The organism is Methylobacter sp. Wu1 (genome assembly GCF_036553575.1).
Taxonomy (GTDB): domain Bacteria; phylum Pseudomonadota; class Gammaproteobacteria; order Methylococcales; family Methylomonadaceae; genus Methylobacter.
Genome location: NZ_JAZHOC010000018.1, coordinates 16,366 through 33,219, shown reverse-complemented (window position 1 = coordinate 33,219; position 16,854 = coordinate 16,366). Strand labels below are relative to the sequence as shown.

Below are 16,854 nucleotides of genomic sequence, written 5' to 3'. Positions count from 1 at the left end.
TTGGTAAACCGTATGGCTGCCGTATCTATAGTCCATTGCCACCTCCTTGGCCAGATTATCGCAGCTAAAGCTGACCGGCTAAAGCCGGTGGTTTAAACCTTATGATGGAAAATTAATTCTTCCTAATAATTTTCCCGCTGCCAATGTTGATTGTTCAAGTGATAAGTGCATTACACTCAGCGGTGGAAGTCTGGCTAGAAAAGTTGATGTAGTTCCAGCCATCTGGTTTGACAGCACAAAGTATCAAAAATCGGGATTAGAGCACGACCGAGGAATTAAAATTTACCACAAAAAAACCACGAGTTTATTTTAAATTATCCATTCACCCATATTAAATGTGTGAATGAAAAAGATGATTTATATTCAGGAAATTTAAAATGTGTAATTAGGTTAATGAAAAATATAATCGCGGATATGCCTAATTACAAAAAAATAGTTGCGAAAAGACTAAGTAGCTATGATTTAGCTGCGATTGGTTATCATATGAATCGAGACCTTCAGCTTCCTGCTTATATGCGTCTTGGTTTAGTTGAGAAAACAAGAAGTCATTTATCATTATTATTAGCGGTTAGAGAATATCGAGAATTACTATCTGTACCTGATGGCACCCGCAAAATTTTTGATGCCGCTGAAAAGACGGAAGCTCTCGAGATTCTTGCAAAAGAAGTTGAAGATTTAGCAGTTTCAATATTTAAGGAGTTAAAGCCACTTCAAACGCAATATGATCCTAATGTAATTATTAATAAGTATGTATTTTAGTGCTATCTAGCCCCACTAATCCGCCGTAGCTAAATCGTAGCTACGCTAGATGATCGATGGCTTATACACGGCTTATTGAGACTGTTTTTGGTTGCGAAAAACATTGCAAGGCATTGATTTAATTTACTTTTAAAGGTGAATTTAATATTTGTAATCAGCCAGTCGCGGGTTCGATTCCCATCGCCAGCTCCATATTCCAAAGGCCTTTGGTGCAAACCAAAGGCCTTTTTTATTGCCTGTCGATTCAGAATCGCCTTTTTGGCAGCTACCAGCAAATTCACTAAATTAAGCGGTCATTGCCAGAACCGTTCCTTTCCTCATTGGATGCGATAGAGGCAACAGAACGGATACTATATTCACTTCGAGCCCAGTTATTTCTGCTTCCTGGATGTCTTCAATCCTTCGGAGCAAGCACAATCACCGTCACATTATCCTTGCCCCCGGCTTCCAGAGCCGCTGCAATGAGGCGATCCACTCTGGCTTGAGCGCCAGCGGTTTCGGCCAGAATGGCGTCGATATCGCCGTCAGCAACTTCACCGCTCAGCCCGTCGGAGCAAAGCAACAGGGCATCGCCCTCGCCTAATTCGCCCGACACCAGATCGACCTTGATATTGTCCGCGCCTGATCCTCCCACGCCTAGCGCCTGGGAAATAACATGGCGATAAGGGTGCTCCGGAATTTCACTTTCGGTAATCAAGCCGGCATTCAGGAGCTGCTGTACATAGGAATGGTCAGTAGTAAGCCGGTGCAATGAGCCATTCCATAAATAAGCGCGGCTGTCGCCCACCCAGGCGATTTCATAGTGCAGCCCATCCAGCTTTGCAGCGACCACGGTCGAACCCATGCCTGCAGCGCCCTCGCCGCGCCGGGCAGCGGCTTGTATCGCGCGATGGGCGGTTTCGATAGCCTCAACCAGCGGCAGGCCCTGCTCGATGCTGTGCGTTATTTCCTGAACTGCTATCCTGCTTGCCACTTCGCCCGCTTCATGCCCGCCCATGCCATCCGCGACTATCCATAAGCCAAGCCTCGGCGATGCAAGACAGCTGTCTTCGTTTCCTTCGCGCAGCAATCCGGTATGCGTACCCTGAGCAAAATCGATGCTATTCATGCAATTCTCCTGCTCGCCAATATCCCCGATTGTCACTGGCCGAAATCACTTCGACGGGCCAAGGATTTGGCATTGAGTAATGGCCTTGTTTTCAATTCGGGCAACTGGGGTGGGAGCGGCAATTAGCGGAAAGGACCTTAACCTGAAAGGATATCGGAAGTTATTTTTAGCCGAATCCTAAGAATGTCAATTGCCGGATTTGGATTCAAGATCTTCCGTGACATAAAAATTATTCAGCACCCCAATCGCCCGCATATGTTTATCGCCAATCGTCGTGTCATAAGTGCTGAAAAAAACATAATCCTTCCGCACCGTCTGTTTGGTCATCAGGTTGGCGGCGAAACCGCCGAACAAAGAATTAATCGCGCCAATGACAGGGTCCTTTTCTTTTCTTGCTTGTTCGGTGATCCGCTGGCTGATGAATTGATCGTAGTTGTCAAGGTTCGGGTTGGTATATGCCAAAAGACCTAATAAAGCGATCAGGACAAGGGTGATCAAAAATTGTTTCATGGAACCTCGATGGTTATGTGTTTTTCTGAAAAAGCTAAAAAATCAGGGATAAAGTTTATTAGAACTTAACCCTATTTTTAACGCTATTGTTAACTGATGTTACGCACGGACGATTTTATCCCATTTGCCGCGTTGAACACCGCAGCTTTCAGCGGGATAGGCTGAGTTGATAAACCGGCATTGGGCTCTCCCCGCAGGGCCGGGGCATGGCGCGCAGCTCATTATTGGCCCGGCTGGTGGTAATGGCGGCCGGTATGCCTGTTCTCGGCGAGACGGTAATGCGCCTTCGGAATTTTTTTATCATGAAGAACATACTCGAAGGCGGCGTGTCCGATCCGCACAGCATCCCGCCGCAGCTGCTGAAAGAGATGTATTTGACGGGCAACCGGAAAAACCATTACCGGGCGTTCATCAGCCTGCTTCGAAATGCCGGAAGCTGGCAGACAGCGGCCAATGATTATGCCCGCATCAGGGTTCCGGCGCTCTTCCTCTGGGGCAGCCAGGACTGGACGAGACCCGATGAGCGGGAGCAGGATCGCCGGCTTGTGCCTGGAGCCGAGATGGCGACAGTCGAGCGCGGCGGGCATTTCCTGCCGCTGGACAGGCCCGATGAAGTCGTCAGGTATCTGCGCGAATTTTATCGACGCCATAGCCCCCGCTTGGCGCGCTAACAGACGTCCTATTTGCCTTTCCCTTTCAGCGGCGCTTTGCCGGGCCTGCTTTGCTGTATTTTCCGTGCTGTCTCGGCACTCTCCGCTTTAGCCTCGTCAATCATGGCATGGCAGGCGCTGTCTTTGCCTAATCCCAAATCGATCCACGGAATAATGGCGGCGGCCGGCGTCAGCAGCGCGCCTAAAGCGACCGAAGCCGCGCCCTTGGCGGCCAGAGTGGTCGTGTCCGGCTTCACTGACGGAGACTTGAACGGCCCTTTGACATTCAATGGCGCATTTGCGCTTAAACTAACATCTTTGGGATGGGCAATGATCTGCAAGTCAGCGGTCTCTTTGCCCAGATCGACCTGGCCTGCGATAGTGATATTTGCATCGGCAGTATCAATCACAAACGGCGAAGTCTTCATGATGCCTTGATTGACATTGAAGCTGCCGATGATGCAGCGTACGCGGGTGCTTTTATCATTGGTCAGCAGCAAGCCCAGCGATTTCGCCACATCAAGACCAAGCAATTCTACCAACAGCCTGCTGACGTGACCTTGCTCCATCAGTAGCAGAACATCGCCGTTTCCGTGGCCGAGCATATCGGCCACCGAGTTGCCGGTCGTATCCAGGTTGATCTGGCCGAAGAACATGCCGTCGCTTTCTTCTTTAAATTGCGTATCGGCCAACAGGCGTTTGAGCGGCACCTTGCGGATATTGACGTCGGCCTTCGTGGCGATAAGGTCCTTGCTCGCATCGAGCTGGATGGTGGAGGCAATCTGGCCGATATCGATGCGAAAATTCAAAGGGTCCAGCGTTAACATGCCGTGGTCCATTTTCATATGCGTCTTAAATTCGTCAAACGGCAGATTGGGCGTGATGATGTTGTCGCTATAGAAATTCACATCCGCATCGGCGGAACGCATGGCTTCCGGATTGTAGGGTTTGTCGGGGAAAATGCGTGGATTCTTCTTGCCTTCTTCCGGCGTCGGGTCAGCGCCTATGAAACCGACAAGATCCTTGAAGTCGAGCCGCTTGGACTTGATGTCGGCCTTCAGAAAAGGGCGATCTTCAGGCGAGCTGTATTCAACATTGCCGGCCATATCGCTGCTGCCCATGTTTCCTTTCAGATCGTGTATGACCCAGCGCTCGCCGGAGCGCGTCACATGGCCGCTGAACTTATAAGGCGGCGTCTCGGCCAGAGGCACGCCGATAAAAGGCGCCAGCTTGGCAAGGCTGTCGCCCCGCAGGTCAAGTGTAAGCTTGGGCTCCTGCAATTGTACCGGATCGGCGAATGTACCTTCGACCGCCACCCAGGTATCGCCGGCAGCCATTTTCAGATCGACGGGATAGGGTTTGGTCTTTTCCCATAACTCCAGCAGGGAACCGCCTTGTACCTTCAACGTGAAGCGCTCGCCCTGGAAACGCCCCTTGCCCTGCAAGTTGACGCCCTGCTCTTTCGCCGCCCCGGCGGCCGATGCGGTCAAATTCAGTTCCGTGTCCGTAGTTGGATCGCGATAGACAAGTTTGCTGTCCTTGAGCGTCAGCTGGTTAATTTTGGGAATCTCGGTGCGGTCGGTTTCGTCCTTCTTGTCGGTTTTAAACTCCCAGTTGCCCTTGCCTTTGGCGCTCTTTTCCAACTGGGCATTCAGCTTGGATAGATGAATTTCCGGCAGCACGACATCGCCTTTCAACAAGTCCCACAGCCTGACGCTGAATTGGAGGCGGTCCAGCGTCAGCATTTCCGGCTTGCTGCCCCAATCTGCATTGGCCAATTCCATTTCGTTGACCGTAATGCGTGGTGTCCAGGTTGTAATGTGGGGTGTCCAGGCCATATCGACATCAAGATCGCCCTTGATCTCGAAGCGCCGGTCCAGCTTACTGCTGATCTGGGATGAGATTGGCCCGCGCAGCTTGTTCCAGTCGAAGAAAGCCAGGAACAGCGCGACAGCCGCGATCAGCACGAGCAAAATGATTCCGATCCATTTCAAGATATGCTGCATAGAAATACCCTCTCTCTGATCCAAGGCTTAACCTGAAGCTTGAGATACCCGATTTTCATGCACGGATTAGACTTTAAAGACTCAATGGAATCATCAGAGTTCATGGATTACGGAACTACATGGCTTTCAAGGACACGAATCATATGTAATGAATGAAATCCGAACTTGCTTTATCTCATCAATGCAATGTATAAATAGTATCGAATCAATACTTTTTTGATGGAGACTGACTATGAAATTCATTTGCAAAAAATCGTTACTTGCATCGGCTGTTGGCCTGACACTGACCAGCGGCATGGTTCTGGCCCAGGCGGCCGGCTATCTGACGCTCAAGGAAGTGGAAGTGGAGTGGGAAGGCAAAGCCGACAAGAAAACGCTGGAAGTGGAAATCAAAACCAATCAGGACATACCCACTGACGGCAAATCCGGCGCCTTCGGCTATGCGGTATTGACCGACGGCGGCAACAACGTGCTGGTGCTGGTCACTCATTTGCCTATCGATGACAGCTCCCATGAAGCCATGCCTTCCGGATTTCACGCCCATGTTCTGGATCTGAAAAAACCGACCGGCGCCTGTTCCGGCGCCAATTTTGAAGTAGACCTGGAAAATTCCGGCAAGAACACGGCTTTCGACGCTGATTACAAATGGAAAACCGAAGACAATAAGATCTCTGTCGAAAAAGTGCCCGTCAGCGATCTGGGCGATGCAGGCGTGGAATCGGTCGTCTCATTCACGCTGAAACCGATACTGGACGCCAATAAAAAACCGACCAATCTTTGCGTGACAGTGGTGGATCAGACCTAGGCCTGACCTTATACGGTGCAGTGCTGATATAAAGTATTGCGCCGTATAGCTGAATAACCGCCGTCTCTGCACTCGCGGAGGGGCGGAGAAATGGTTGGCTGGGTTGGTAAACCCAGCATTCCGGCCGCCCATGCCGGGTTTCCGCTAAAGCTCCAACCCAGCCTACACAGGCTGATCTGTAGGGTCGAATTCATTCGACTCGGAACAAACGCCCGTGTACTGTGAGCTATGCAGTGCGAATGAATTCGCACCTACACGCGCATTTGAAATGATCCGTGGATCATGTTAGCGATCAAGATCCGCTTCTTCTTCCCTGGCCAGCAATCTCGAGCGAGTGATAAACCGCACGCCTTCGGGCGCTTCCAGCGAGAAACCGCTGCCCCTGCCGGGCACCACGTCGATGATCAGATGGGTGTGTCGCCAGTACTCGAATTGATCGGCGCCCATGTAGAAAGGACAGCCTTCAATCTCGCCCAGCTTCACGTCAGAATCACCGACCCGGAATTCGTCTTGCGGATAACACATGGGCGCGCTGCCGTCGCAGCAGCCGCCCGACTGATGGAACAACAGTTCGCAGCCGTGCAACCGCTTGAGTTTGTCGATCAGCTCGGCAGCGGCCGGGGTGCAGGAAACGCGGGACACGCTCATCGGCCAACCTTCAGAAAAATCCCAGCGCTTTCGGGCTATAGCTCACCAGCAGGTTCTTGGTATGCTGGTAATGCTCGAGCATCATTTTGTGATTCTCCCGCCCGATGCCCGACTGCTTGTAGCCGCCGAAAGTCGCATGGGCCGGATAAAGGTGATAACAATTAGTCCAGACCCTTCCAGCCTGAATGCCGCGCCCCATATGATAGGCGGTGTTGATGTCCCGGCTCCAGACGCCTGCGCCGAGCCCGTACAAGGTTTCGTTGGCGATTGCCAGCGCTTCGGCCTGGTCCTTGAACGAGGTCACCGAAACGACAGGTCCGAAGATTTCTTCCTGGAAAATCCGCATCCGGTTGTTGCCGGCGAAGATGGTCGGCTCGACATAATAGCCGCCGGCCAGCTCGCCTTCCAGTTCGCAACGTTTGCCTCCGGCGAGCAGTTCGGCGCCCTCCTGCCGGCCGATGTCGATGTAGGCGAGGATTTTCTCCAGCTGGTCGTTGGAAGCCTGGGCGCCGATCATGGTGTCGGTATCCAGAGGATGGCCGCGCCGGATGTGCTGCAGGCGAGCGACGGCCCGCGCCATAAAGTCGTCATAGATCGATGCCTGTATCAGCGCCCGGGACGGACAGGTGCAGACTTCGCCCTGGTTGAGCGCAAACATCGCGAAGCCTTCCAGCGCCTTGTCGGCAAAATCGTCATCATGGGCCAGCACGTCCTCGAAAAAGATGTTGGGCGATTTGCCGCCCAGCTCCAGCGTCACCGGAATAAGGTTTTCCGAGGCGTATTGCATGATCAGGCGGCCGGTGGTGGTCTCGCCGGTGAAGGCAATCTTGGCGATGCGCTTATTTTTGGCCAAGGGCTTGCCGGCTTCCACGCCGAAACCGTTCACCACATTCAACACGCCGGGCGGCAGCAAATCGCCGATCAACTCCATCAGCACCATGATGCTGGCCGGAGTCTGTTCTGCCGGCTTAAGCACGACGCAATTGCCCGCGACCAGCGCCGGCGCAAGTTTCCAGGCGGCCATCAGGATGGGGAAGTTCCACGGGATGATCTGCCCGACCACGCCCAGAGGCTCGTGGAAATGGTAGGCAATGGTGTCATGGTCTATTTCACTCAATGCGCCTTCCTGGGCGCGAATGCAGGAGGCGAAATAGCGGAAATGGTCGACCGCCAACGGAATATCGGCGGCCAGGGTTTCACGGACCGGCTTGCCGTTGTCCCAGGTCTCCGCCACAGCCAGCATTTCCAGGTTGGCTTCCATGCGGTCGGCGATTTTCAGCAGGATATTTGAACGGTCTGCGGGAGCCGTGCGGCCCCAGGCGTCTTTCGCAGCATGGGCGGCATCCAGCGCTTTTTCGATATCCTCAGCCGATGAGCGGGCAACTTCGCAGAAGGTCTTTCCGTTGATCGGGCTCGGGTTCTCGAAATAAAGCCCGTTGACGGGCGCTACCCAGGCGCCGCCGATGTAATTGTCGTAGCGGGATTTGAAATGGACTTTGCTGCCAGCCTGATTGGGATCAATGTAACGCATGCGGGTCTCCGAAAGTAGATAGATGTGCGCCCCATCTACAATGCCGTCAATAAACCGCAGCCGTCATCACCATGAATAAGTCGAATCTGGTAATCCGGATGTCATTGTGAAGGGAGTCAAAAACTGCTGCCTTACAATATCATCGAAGATTCGGTTATACAACTTTGCCTGGCTTCCACGCTTATTCGGAAAAATATCGCTGATTATTTCATTCGATCTGTAGCCATTTTAATTTAGCCTGCCAAGAAGCGTTGTCACACAGCTAGGCTCTATTCAATTGCATGCCTGTATTGCAGACAGAACTGTCTACAAAGGGTAACATTCTTGGCGGTAGACAGACTTGTCTACTTCTATCGCTAACCACTGCCGGAGATCAGATATGGAAAACAAACCGCCGCTTCCCCCTTTTACGCCTGAAACCGCCGCCCAAAAGGTGCGCATGGCTGAGGATGCCTGGAACACCCGCGATCCGGACCGTGTAGTGCTTGTCTACACGGAAGACTCGCGTTGGCGCAATCGCGCCGAATTTCCGGCCGGGCATGAGGAAATTCGCCAGTTCCTGTCGCGCAAATGGGCCAGGGAACTGGATTACCGGTTGATCAAGGAATTATGGGCCTGTACCGGCAATCGCATTGCCGTGCGTTTTGCCTACGAGTGGCATGACGACTCCGGGCAGTGGTTCCGCAGCTACGGCAATGAGAACTGGGAATTCAACGAACACGGCTTCATGATGCGCCGCTACGCCAGCATTAACGATCTGCCCATCAAGGAGTCCGAGCGTAAGTTCTTCTGGCCGCTGGGCAGACGCCCCGATGATCATCCCGGACTGAGCGACCTGGGCCTGTAAAACAGGCTGACGGGGGGTATCATTACTGCGCCATCTCTACCGGATCTTTTACAGCCGGAGCCAATAGATGGCGCAATCATCTGAAACTGCCGCCCTCTGTCAGCAGCTTCTCAGCTTCTGTTCAATGCGGCTGCGTCATCCTGTTCGCTTCCGGCCAGATGCGCATCACGAGGCGGCAGCACATCGGCCACAGCCTCCAGACGCTTCCAGGCCGGCACGGGCGTTTCACACTGGGCCTTGGGCACAAGCCGATTTCTCGATCAATTCCATTTTGTGGATAGGACTTACGCAAGCCTGTGGGGGCGACTTCGCCTAGAGCGCCTAATGTTGGCAGTCGCCTTTTTCTGAATGGGCGACTCAAGTCGCCCCACAGGTTTTAAAACCGCTTGTTTCAGCAGCTGAACAGGCAAACTGCGTAAGTCCTGGTGGATATAACGCGGACAGTCCGGGAACATTTCCCGCACTTTGACCCGCAGCACCAGTTCGGCTTCCGGCCAGTGCTTGAGCAAGGGATTGTCTTCCTGGATGAAAGCGTTGCCGTTCAGGCGAAGACGGGCCTGTCTCTGAAAATCGACGAATAACAGATCGACATGCGGGGTGACTAATACGTTGCCAGCTGAAATACTCTGCTAACGCGACAGAACCGGCTCTTTTCCCGGCATCGATCCCATCACTATGAGCTAAGCGTACGTTAATCTAGCTGAGGTATTCTAACGATGCCGACTGTATCCTTCGAATCAGCATTTCAGCCTTGCGCATCATGACTGGCAAGACGATCGCGCCAATTTGGCCGACAAGCTGAAGCTACAGCAGTGCGGCTTTGTCATTTTTAAAATCCCCGCAAAGAAGTTTGTTCCCTCCTTATGCAAAACCCTCATTCGAAAGTTAAACTGCTGCCCAGCAAGCCGCTGGCCTTTCTCTGGCACTATATCCGCATGCGGCCCTGGCATTTCGGCGGCCTGATGGTCATCATTTTTGGCGCTGCAAGCAGCGCGATTGCCGTACAGTACGGCATGAAGCTGCTGGTCGATGCCATGTCCGGCGACGGCCGAGCCCATACCACTGTCTGGTTCGCCTTGGGGCTGTTGATCAGCCTGATCGTCATCGAGAACACCCTTTTGCGCCTTAGCGGCTGGCTCGGCTCCCGTACGATACTGGCCAGCTGCGTAGACATGCGCATTGACTTGTTCAAATACCTGACCGGCCACTCGATGCGCTATTTCCAGCAGCTGCCGACCGGTTCGCTGGGCAACCGAATCACCGCGGTCTCCGGTGCGGTCGAATCGATCTATGGCGGGCTGATCTGGAGGATTATGCCGCCTATCGTCGATTTCTTCGGCGCGATGGTGGTGCTGTTGAGCGTGGATCAACGCATGGCGTTGACGCTGGTCGGCTTCGCGATCGCGGTTTCCGCGTTGATCACGGGTCTCGGCATCCGTGGCCGAACCAAACATCAGCACTTTGCCACTCAGGTTTCGAAGGTCGGTGGTGAAGTGGTGGATGCCGTGTCCAACGTCTGGACCATCAAAGCCTTTTCGGCGCGCAACCGTGAAAGCGAACGCCTGGCTCAGCTTTTTGGTAAGGAAGCGCGCGCCCATCTGCGCAGCTGGATGCATGTGGAGCTGGCCCGGGTGATCCATGATGTCTGCCTGTCGCTGATGGCCGGCGGGATGCTGGTGTGGGCCATCAATCTGTGGCTGGCTGGCGCCGTTACGACCGGCGATGTGGTCATGGTCAGCACGCTGACGTTTCGAATCCTGCATGGCTCACGGGATCTGGCTTTGGCACTGGTGGACAGCACGCAGAAGATCGGCGCGATCGCCGATACCCTGCGTATCATTAGCCCGCCTCATGATCTGGACGATCCCGAGCCTCAGCTGGTCCTGACCCAAGGCAGCATCGACTTTGAGAATATCCGCTTCGTCTATCAGGGCCGCCGCGAGGTGTTTAAAGACTTCAACCTGCATATCCCGGCCGGACAAAAGGTTGGCATCGTCGGCTCATCCGGTGCCGGCAAATCCACCCTGATCAGCCTGGTCCAGCGTCTTGACGATGTGCAGGGCGGGCGTGTTCTGATCGATGGACAGGATATCCGCAGCGTCAGCCAGGACAGTCTGCGCAAGCAAATCGCCGTGGTGCCGCAGGAGACTGCGCTGTTTAACCGCAGCATCCTCGAGAATATCCGCTATGGTCGTCCCGAGGCGAGCGATGAAGAAGTCTACGAAGCGGCGCGGCACGCCTTCTGTGATGAGTTCATCCGCGAACTGCCGCACGGCTACCAGACCGTGGTCGGCGAGCGCGGCGTGATGCTTTCCGGCGGCCAGCGCCAGCGCTTGGGGATCGCACGGGCGTTCCTGAAGGATGCGCCGATCCTGATTCTCGACGAGGCCACTTCGGCGCTTGATACCCATTCCGAAGCGGAGATCCAGGCCGCCTTGAGCGAGCTGATGCAAGGCCGCACGGTACTGGCCGTGGCGCACCGGCTGTCGACGCTGTCCGGCTTCGACCGCATCATCGTGCTGCATCAGGGGCACATCGTCGAAAGCGGGTCTCCTCATGAGCTGCGCCAGAGCGGCGGCGTGTTCGAGACACTTTGGCGCCTGCAAGCGGAAGGCTTCGATACCGAGCCAAGCGCGCGCCCGAAACGGAAAAAGGAGGTATCCGGCAGCGTATGCTCACCGGATTCCGACACCGAGTAGCATGGTGAGAGAGTACGCGTTTACAGCCTGATAATGACGGGTGGCGGGATCGCCGCCGCCCGTCATTAGCTGGCAACCGGAATGTCCCGCGTGCGGCTTAAGCCTGTTTCACCCTGGCCGTTTCAGCCCATGACAGTCCGCTGCCAATCACTGGCAAACCGCTGCAGCATTTATCCGTATGGACTTGCATTTCATGACTATGCGCTCGGATTAAATGCGCTCAAAATTCTCGGCTTCAGAGCCTTTGTAATCGACAAAGTCAGACCTGCAAGACCTCTTACTTGGTAGCCACTGCGTAAATGACGTTCGTGGCTATAGCCTTCACCTGATGTGCATCCAGATGTGCCAGATTTTTTTCGTGCACATAAGTTAAAGCTTCCACATCGAGTTGCGCCAGCGTGCCTCGATAGCCGCTGCCCATGGCAATCAGCCACCAGTCCTCCGGCGTATTCAACGGATGCGCGCCGGTTTCTGCCACAATGTTATCAGTACATACGCCGGCCTCGGCGAGCATCTCGCGCAGTCCGGACGGCTCTGAAATGCGCTCCCAGGGATTGAAGCTTCGCTGCAGGTCCGGGCGTACATCGGCAATGGCGTCCCAGAAGGCGCTGTTGGCCGGCTCGAACAGGTCGGGCCCCCAAGTCGTGATGGCCAGACGGCCGCCGGGCTTCACCATGCGCCATAACTCTTTGACCGCCGCCGCCATATCCGGCACGAAGAAGATGCCGAACACGCACACGACCGCATCGAAACTGGCATCCGGATAGCCCAGATCCAGCATATCGGCAACCCTGAACTCGATGTTTTCCAGGCCTCTGGCCTGCGCCTTAGCCTCAGCCAGAGCAATCAAACGTTCAGCAAGATCAGACGCCACCACCTGGCCGCCGGGTCCAACCAGCTCGGCCGCAGGCAGTGCGGAGCCGCCGCTGCCGGAGCAGACATCCAGCACCCGCTCTCCCGGCCGCAAGCTGATGCGCTCGATGGTCTGCCGGCCAAAGCCGTGCCAGAAGGAACTGACCGGGTGGTCGAAATAGTCGGCTGCTGCGTTGTAGGTCATGGCCGCTTTGGCTTTGGCGGCTTCAAGTTCATTCATGGCTGTCTCGCTGTTAAATAGTCGATGGTGTAATTATTGAGGTAGCGCTTAGGGATAAGTTTACCCTATCCCGGGCCTGCGGTTTCCCCACCGTCTGCCTGTACGGTCATTACCGGGCAGGCATGAAGTACTTTTTCCTGAAGTAAAGGGCCACGTTGACCAGCCCGATCAGCACCGGCACCTCCACCAGCGGCCCTATCACCGCCGCGAAGGCTTCGCCTGACTGCAGCCCGAACACCGCCACCGCCACGGCGATCGCCAGCTCGAAGTTATTGCTGGCCGCCGTGAACGACAGCGTGGCGCTGATGCGATAACCGGCGCCGGCCTTGGCGGACATATAAAACGTGACCAGAAACATGATGATGAAATAGATCACCAGCGGAACGGCGATGCGCAGCACATCCAGCGGCAACTGCACGATGTATTCGCCTTTCAGGGAAAACATGACCAGAATCGTGAACAGCAAGGCGATCAGAGTAATCAGGCTGATTTTCGGGATAAACTTTTCCTCATACCACGCCCGGCCTTTTTGCCCCACCAGGATAAACCGGGTCAGCATGCCGCCGAAGAAAGGGATGCCCAAATAAATGAGCACACTTTCAGCCACCTCCAGCATGGTGATTTTCACTTCCAGCCCGGACGCGATGCCCAGCCAGTCGGGCAGCAGGGTCACGAAAAGATAGGCATAGACGGAAAAGAACAGCATCTGGAAAATGGAGTTGAAGGCCACCAGCCCGGCGCAATATTCGGTATCGCCCTCAGCCAGATCGTTCCAGACCAGCACCATGGCAATGCAGCGGGCCAGGCCGATAATGATCAGTCCCACCATATAGCTGGGATAGTCCCGCAGGAAAATGATCGCCAGCACGAACATCAGCAGGGGGCCGATCACCCAGTTCTGGATCAGCGAAAGCGACAGCACCTTCAGGTCTTTGAAGACCAAGGGCAGTTCCTCATAGCGGACCTTGGCCAACGGCGGATACATCATCAGGATGAGACCGATGGCGATCGGCATGGAAGTCGTCCCGACCTGAAAGCGGGTCAGCCAGGTCGTGACCTCGGGGACGAAATTGCCTACGGCCACGCCGGCCGCCATGGCCATGAAAATCCACAGCGTCAGAAACCGGGCCATGAATCCCAAACGCTTGGGAGCCACATGGGTTGGTCCGCTGTCAGGACGATCAGGAGGCCGCCTTGAGGTAGGAAGATCTTGTGTGTTCATGAAAGGTGATCCTCAGTTTATATGAGCGGAACGATAGCCGTTTGACTGACTGCTGCAGCAAGCCATCATAAAGACCGAATCAATTTCTCGGCATCCCTGCCTCATCAGATAGTGGCCTGATTAACCCGCCGGGACAGTGCTTCGGCGCTCTCCTTGCGCTCGCTGTAGCGGTCCACCAGATAAGGCGCCACATCCCGGGTCAGCAGCGTGAACTTGAACAGTTCCTCCATCACGTCCACCACCCGGTCATAATAAGCCGACGGCTTCATCCGGTTGTTGTCGTCAAATTCCAGATAGGCTTTGGCGACGGACGACTGATTGGGGATGGTCAGCATGCGCATCCAGCGGCCCAGGACGCGCATCTGGTTGACGGCATTGAAGGACTGCGAGCCGCCGCATACCTGCATCAGCGCCAGGGTCTTGCCCTGGGTGGGACGAATGGCGCCTATAGACAGCGGAATCCAGTCGATCTGCGTCTTCATGATGCCGGTCATGGCGCCATGGCGTTCCGGCGAGCACCAGACCATGCCTTCGGCCCATTGGGTCAGTTCCCGCAGTTCCACTACCTTGGGATGCGTTTCGGGCGCATCGTCAGGCAGCGGCAGGCCGCTGGGGTTGAAGATCTTCACCTCGCCGCCCATGGCCCGGAGCAGCCGGCCGGCTTCTTCGGCCAGCAAACGGCTGAAAGAGCGCTCGCGCAGAGAGCCGTACAACAGCAGGAAACGCGGGGCGTGCGTGGAAGGAGTCGCTGGCTGGAGTTGGTTCAGGTCCGGAACTCGGAACAGTTCACGCTCGATATTCGGTAAATCATTCAATAAGTCAGACACGTTGGCCCTCTTAAAACTTAAGGAAACAGGTTGCCGATACGATCCAACTCTGCCTTCAGGCGCGCCGGGTCGTTTTCCAGTTCTGCCAGCGGCAAAGCCAGCAAGGTTTCGATGCGATGACGCAGGATGCGGTAGGCGGTCATAAAAGCCGTATCGACTTCCTCGTCGCTGCCGGCCGCATGGGCCGGGTCTTCGACACCCCAATGCGTGCGCAGGACTGGGCCCAGATAAGCCGGGCAGGTTTCGCCTGCCGCGCTCGCGCATACGGTGATGACAATATCCGGCGTCTGCGGCAGGTTGTCCCACGACTTGCTGTGCAGGCCTTCGGTCGAAATACCCTCGCGGTTCAACAGCGCCAGCGAGCGCAGATGGACCTGCCCGGTGGGCTTGCTGCCGGCGCTCATGGCTCGCCAGCCTGCCGGGGCCAAATGGTTGAAGGTGGCTTCGCCGAGAATGGAGCGGCAGGAATTGCCGGTGCAAAGAAACAACACATTCATGGAATGGATTCCGTCTGGGTTAATGAAATCGGTGAACTTGAATCGCAGCAACCGGATGCCGGCGCTTGATCGAAGCACTGTTCGGGATGCCCGGCGCAGCACTCCTCGGTCAGATAGGCGATCAGCTCCTGCATCAGCGCCAGGTTGGCCCGGTAGCGCTGGAAACGGCCTTCCTGGGCCACATGCAGCAATTGAGCATGGGTCATGGCCTTTAAATGAAAGGACAGGTTCGTGGGCGGCAGACTCAATGCCGTGGCGATTTCACCCGCCACCAATCCATTGGGGCCGTGTTTTACCAATAACCGGTACACATCCAGACGCACGCCGGATGAGAGAGATTCGAAAATCGAAGTGGCAGTAGTTTTATCCATAAATCAATACTACAACAATTATTGAAATATTGAAACGTTTTAAATGATCACGGTTTCGTATCGGCATAGTCAAAATGAACAGCCTTAATGAAACACTTTCAGGACTTACGCAGTTTGCCTGTTCAACTGCTGAAACAAGCGGTTTTAAAACCTGTGGGGCGACTTGAGTCGCCCATTCAGAAAAAGGCGACTGCCAACAGTAGGCGCTCTAGGCGAAGTCGCCCCCACAGGCTTGCGTAAGTCCTAACTTTAAATGTCCATTAGGGCTGTTTTGGACTCTTTGGAGGCTATTTCCCAGAGCTAAACTCTATCGAGGCCAATCAGGGCTCATGGCTAATTTATGATGACGGCCGCAGTAATACTAAAACAGCTGATAGATCGATTCGCGCATAACACCAGACAATAAACCAGGCGCCTGGTGAGCCAGGGTAGATTGATCCGTTTGATCTTCTTGTTGACTCGCATCCGGAAAATTCACAACCGGCCGCGAAAAATTTGAGAAATTTTGGTTGCCATCACCCATATGGGTGATGACTGACCTTTTCTAAGAAATTGATAATGAATTTCCTTGATTGATCAAGGAACAAAACATAGGGGCTGTATTCTTCCTTATTTTATCAACAATCTTTTGCATCAATATGGAAGTGAATTTTATGAAACTTTTATCGACTATATTAGTTTTGGCTGCCTTATCATTGGATTTAACAAGCGCAGCTTTTGCATCCACCCAAACCCTGGACTTCTTCAACCCTGGTCCTGGCACAACCTACTGGACTCCAGATGAAGCCAGCAAAGAAAGCAGCCCGTATTACAGGTGGCAAGGGGACGACTGGAGCTGGCAGTTCAGCCCGGTCGCCGACGCCATCAACAGCGCCGCGGTATCTGTCAGCGCCTTTGATGCCGATACAGATGCGGGAGAAATAGACAATATTTACGGTTGGAGTAATGACAGCTCGTCGTGGGAGTTGCTGGGCAACTTGGCCGGCGCGGGCGACATATGGTCTTTCACCACATTCGATCTGGCTTCCTCCTGGTTTGATGAAATCAATGCCGGTTTACAATTAAAGATAGCGATAGACACTTTGGGCGACAACTGGGCCGTTTCGCTCGCCAAATCATCCCTGATTATCAACGGCGGCGCCCTGCCTCCTCCCAATCCAAGCGCAGTACCCGTACCGGCAACAGTATGGTTGTTTGGTTCTGCATTGGCAGGGTTAGGATTCTTTAGCAAACGTCGTAAAACTTTGGTGCTTAATAGTTGGCTGTCATAAATAGAATAAA

Annotated in this window: 18 protein-coding genes; 7 read left to right on the top strand and 11 right to left on the bottom strand. The window is 54.3% G+C overall.

The features are described from left to right. The first annotated feature begins 339 nt into the window (after window positions 1-339). Window positions 340-759, top strand: coding sequence for a hypothetical protein (locus tag V2P20_RS01470; RefSeq protein WP_331815333.1), 420 nt, complete (start codon window positions 340-342; stop codon window positions 757-759). Between the two features lie 394 nt (window positions 760-1,153). Here V2P20_RS01470 and V2P20_RS01465 read toward each other — a convergent pair whose 3' ends face one another. Together V2P20_RS01465 and V2P20_RS01460 are read right to left on the bottom strand one after the other, a co-directional pair. Next, window positions 1,154-1,867, bottom strand: a complete 714-nt coding sequence (locus V2P20_RS01465; protein ID WP_331815331.1) for a protein phosphatase 2C domain-containing protein — start codon at window positions 1,865-1,867, stop codon at window positions 1,154-1,156. Between the two features lie 186 nt (window positions 1,868-2,053). Continuing rightward, window positions 2,054-2,377: a DUF4359 domain-containing protein gene (locus V2P20_RS01460; RefSeq protein WP_331815329.1), complete on the bottom strand. Its 324-nt coding sequence runs from the start codon at window positions 2,375-2,377 to the stop codon at window positions 2,054-2,056. Window positions 2,378-2,583: 206 nt separating this feature from the next. Between V2P20_RS01460 and V2P20_RS01455 the strand changes: the two genes are divergently transcribed. Beyond that, complete coding sequence (locus V2P20_RS01455; protein WP_331815327.1) at window positions 2,584-3,048, top strand: alpha/beta hydrolase; 465 nt, start codon at window positions 2,584-2,586, stop codon at window positions 3,046-3,048. A gap of 8 nt (window positions 3,049-3,056) precedes the next feature. On the opposite strand, the gene V2P20_RS01450 is transcribed toward V2P20_RS01455, so the two are convergent. Then, window positions 3,057-5,033: an AsmA family protein gene (locus tag V2P20_RS01450; RefSeq protein ID WP_331815325.1), complete on the bottom strand. Its 1,977-nt coding sequence runs from the start codon at window positions 5,031-5,033 to the stop codon at window positions 3,057-3,059. A gap of 232 nt (window positions 5,034-5,265) precedes the next feature. On the opposite strand from V2P20_RS01450, the gene V2P20_RS01445 reads away from it, so the two are divergent. Next, window positions 5,266-5,838, top strand: coding sequence for a hypothetical protein (locus V2P20_RS01445; RefSeq protein WP_331815322.1), 573 nt, complete (start codon window positions 5,266-5,268; stop codon window positions 5,836-5,838). A gap of 285 nt (window positions 5,839-6,123) precedes the next feature. Here V2P20_RS01445 and V2P20_RS01440 read toward each other — a convergent pair whose 3' ends face one another. Together V2P20_RS01440 and adh are read right to left on the bottom strand one after the other, a co-directional pair. Beyond that, window positions 6,124-6,486 carry a DUF779 domain-containing protein gene (locus V2P20_RS01440; RefSeq protein WP_331815319.1) on the bottom strand — a complete coding sequence of 121 codons (363 nt, stop codon included), beginning with the start codon at window positions 6,484-6,486 and terminating at the stop codon, window positions 6,124-6,126. Window positions 6,487-6,496: 10 nt separating this feature from the next. Continuing rightward, window positions 6,497-8,017: an aldehyde dehydrogenase gene (gene adh / locus V2P20_RS01435; protein WP_331815316.1), complete on the bottom strand. Its 1,521-nt coding sequence runs from the start codon at window positions 8,015-8,017 to the stop codon at window positions 6,497-6,499. A 379-nt stretch (window positions 8,018-8,396) separates the two neighbouring features. Between adh and V2P20_RS01430 the strand changes: the two genes are divergently transcribed. Beyond that, complete coding sequence (locus V2P20_RS01430) at window positions 8,397-8,864, top strand: nuclear transport factor 2 family protein (RefSeq protein ID WP_331815313.1); 468 nt, start codon at window positions 8,397-8,399, stop codon at window positions 8,862-8,864. Between the two features lie 110 nt (window positions 8,865-8,974). On the opposite strand, the gene V2P20_RS01425 is transcribed toward V2P20_RS01430, so the two are convergent. Then, a complete protein-coding gene (locus V2P20_RS01425) occupies window positions 8,975-9,109 on the bottom strand; it encodes a hypothetical protein (protein ID WP_331815310.1) in 135 nt (44 codons plus the stop codon). 180 nt (window positions 9,110-9,289) lie between these two features. Between V2P20_RS01425 and V2P20_RS01420 the strand changes: the two genes are divergently transcribed. Further along, entirely contained in the window at window positions 9,290-9,445 is a 156-nt protein-coding gene (locus V2P20_RS01420; protein ID WP_331815307.1) for a hypothetical protein, read from the top strand. 282 nt (window positions 9,446-9,727) lie between these two features. Then, window positions 9,728-11,563, top strand: coding sequence for an ABC transporter ATP-binding protein (locus tag V2P20_RS01415; RefSeq protein WP_331815304.1), 1,836 nt, complete (start codon window positions 9,728-9,730; stop codon window positions 11,561-11,563). Window positions 11,564-11,840: 277 nt separating this feature from the next. On the opposite strand, the gene V2P20_RS01410 is transcribed toward V2P20_RS01415, so the two are convergent. The 5 genes from V2P20_RS01410 to V2P20_RS01390 form a co-directional block, all read right to left on the bottom strand. Continuing rightward, window positions 11,841-12,656, bottom strand: a complete 816-nt coding sequence (locus V2P20_RS01410) for a class I SAM-dependent methyltransferase (RefSeq protein ID WP_331815301.1) — start codon at window positions 12,654-12,656, stop codon at window positions 11,841-11,843. 109 nt (window positions 12,657-12,765) lie between these two features. Further along, on the bottom strand, window positions 12,766-13,788 hold the full coding sequence (gene arsB, locus V2P20_RS01405) for an ACR3 family arsenite efflux transporter (RefSeq protein ID WP_348532235.1): 1,023 nt from the start codon (window positions 13,786-13,788) through the stop codon (window positions 12,766-12,768). A gap of 194 nt (window positions 13,789-13,982) precedes the next feature. Continuing rightward, window positions 13,983-14,705: an arsenical resistance protein ArsH gene (arsH, locus tag V2P20_RS01400; protein WP_331815298.1), complete on the bottom strand. Its 723-nt coding sequence runs from the start codon at window positions 14,703-14,705 to the stop codon at window positions 13,983-13,985. 17 nt (window positions 14,706-14,722) lie between these two features. Then, entirely contained in the window at window positions 14,723-15,202 is a 480-nt protein-coding gene (locus tag V2P20_RS01395) for an arsenate reductase ArsC (RefSeq protein ID WP_331815295.1), read from the bottom strand. Next, on the bottom strand, window positions 15,199-15,573 hold the full coding sequence (locus V2P20_RS01390; RefSeq protein ID WP_331815293.1) for a helix-turn-helix transcriptional regulator: 375 nt from the start codon (window positions 15,571-15,573) through the stop codon (window positions 15,199-15,201). Before V2P20_RS01390 ends, V2P20_RS01395 begins: the two co-directional genes overlap by 4 nt. 572 nt (window positions 15,574-16,145) lie before the next feature. Here V2P20_RS01390 and V2P20_RS01385 point away from each other — a divergent pair. Further along, a complete protein-coding gene (locus tag V2P20_RS01385; protein ID WP_331815291.1) occupies window positions 16,146-16,844 on the top strand; it encodes a PEP-CTERM sorting domain-containing protein in 699 nt (232 codons plus the stop codon). Window positions 16,845-16,854 lie beyond the last annotated feature (10 nt).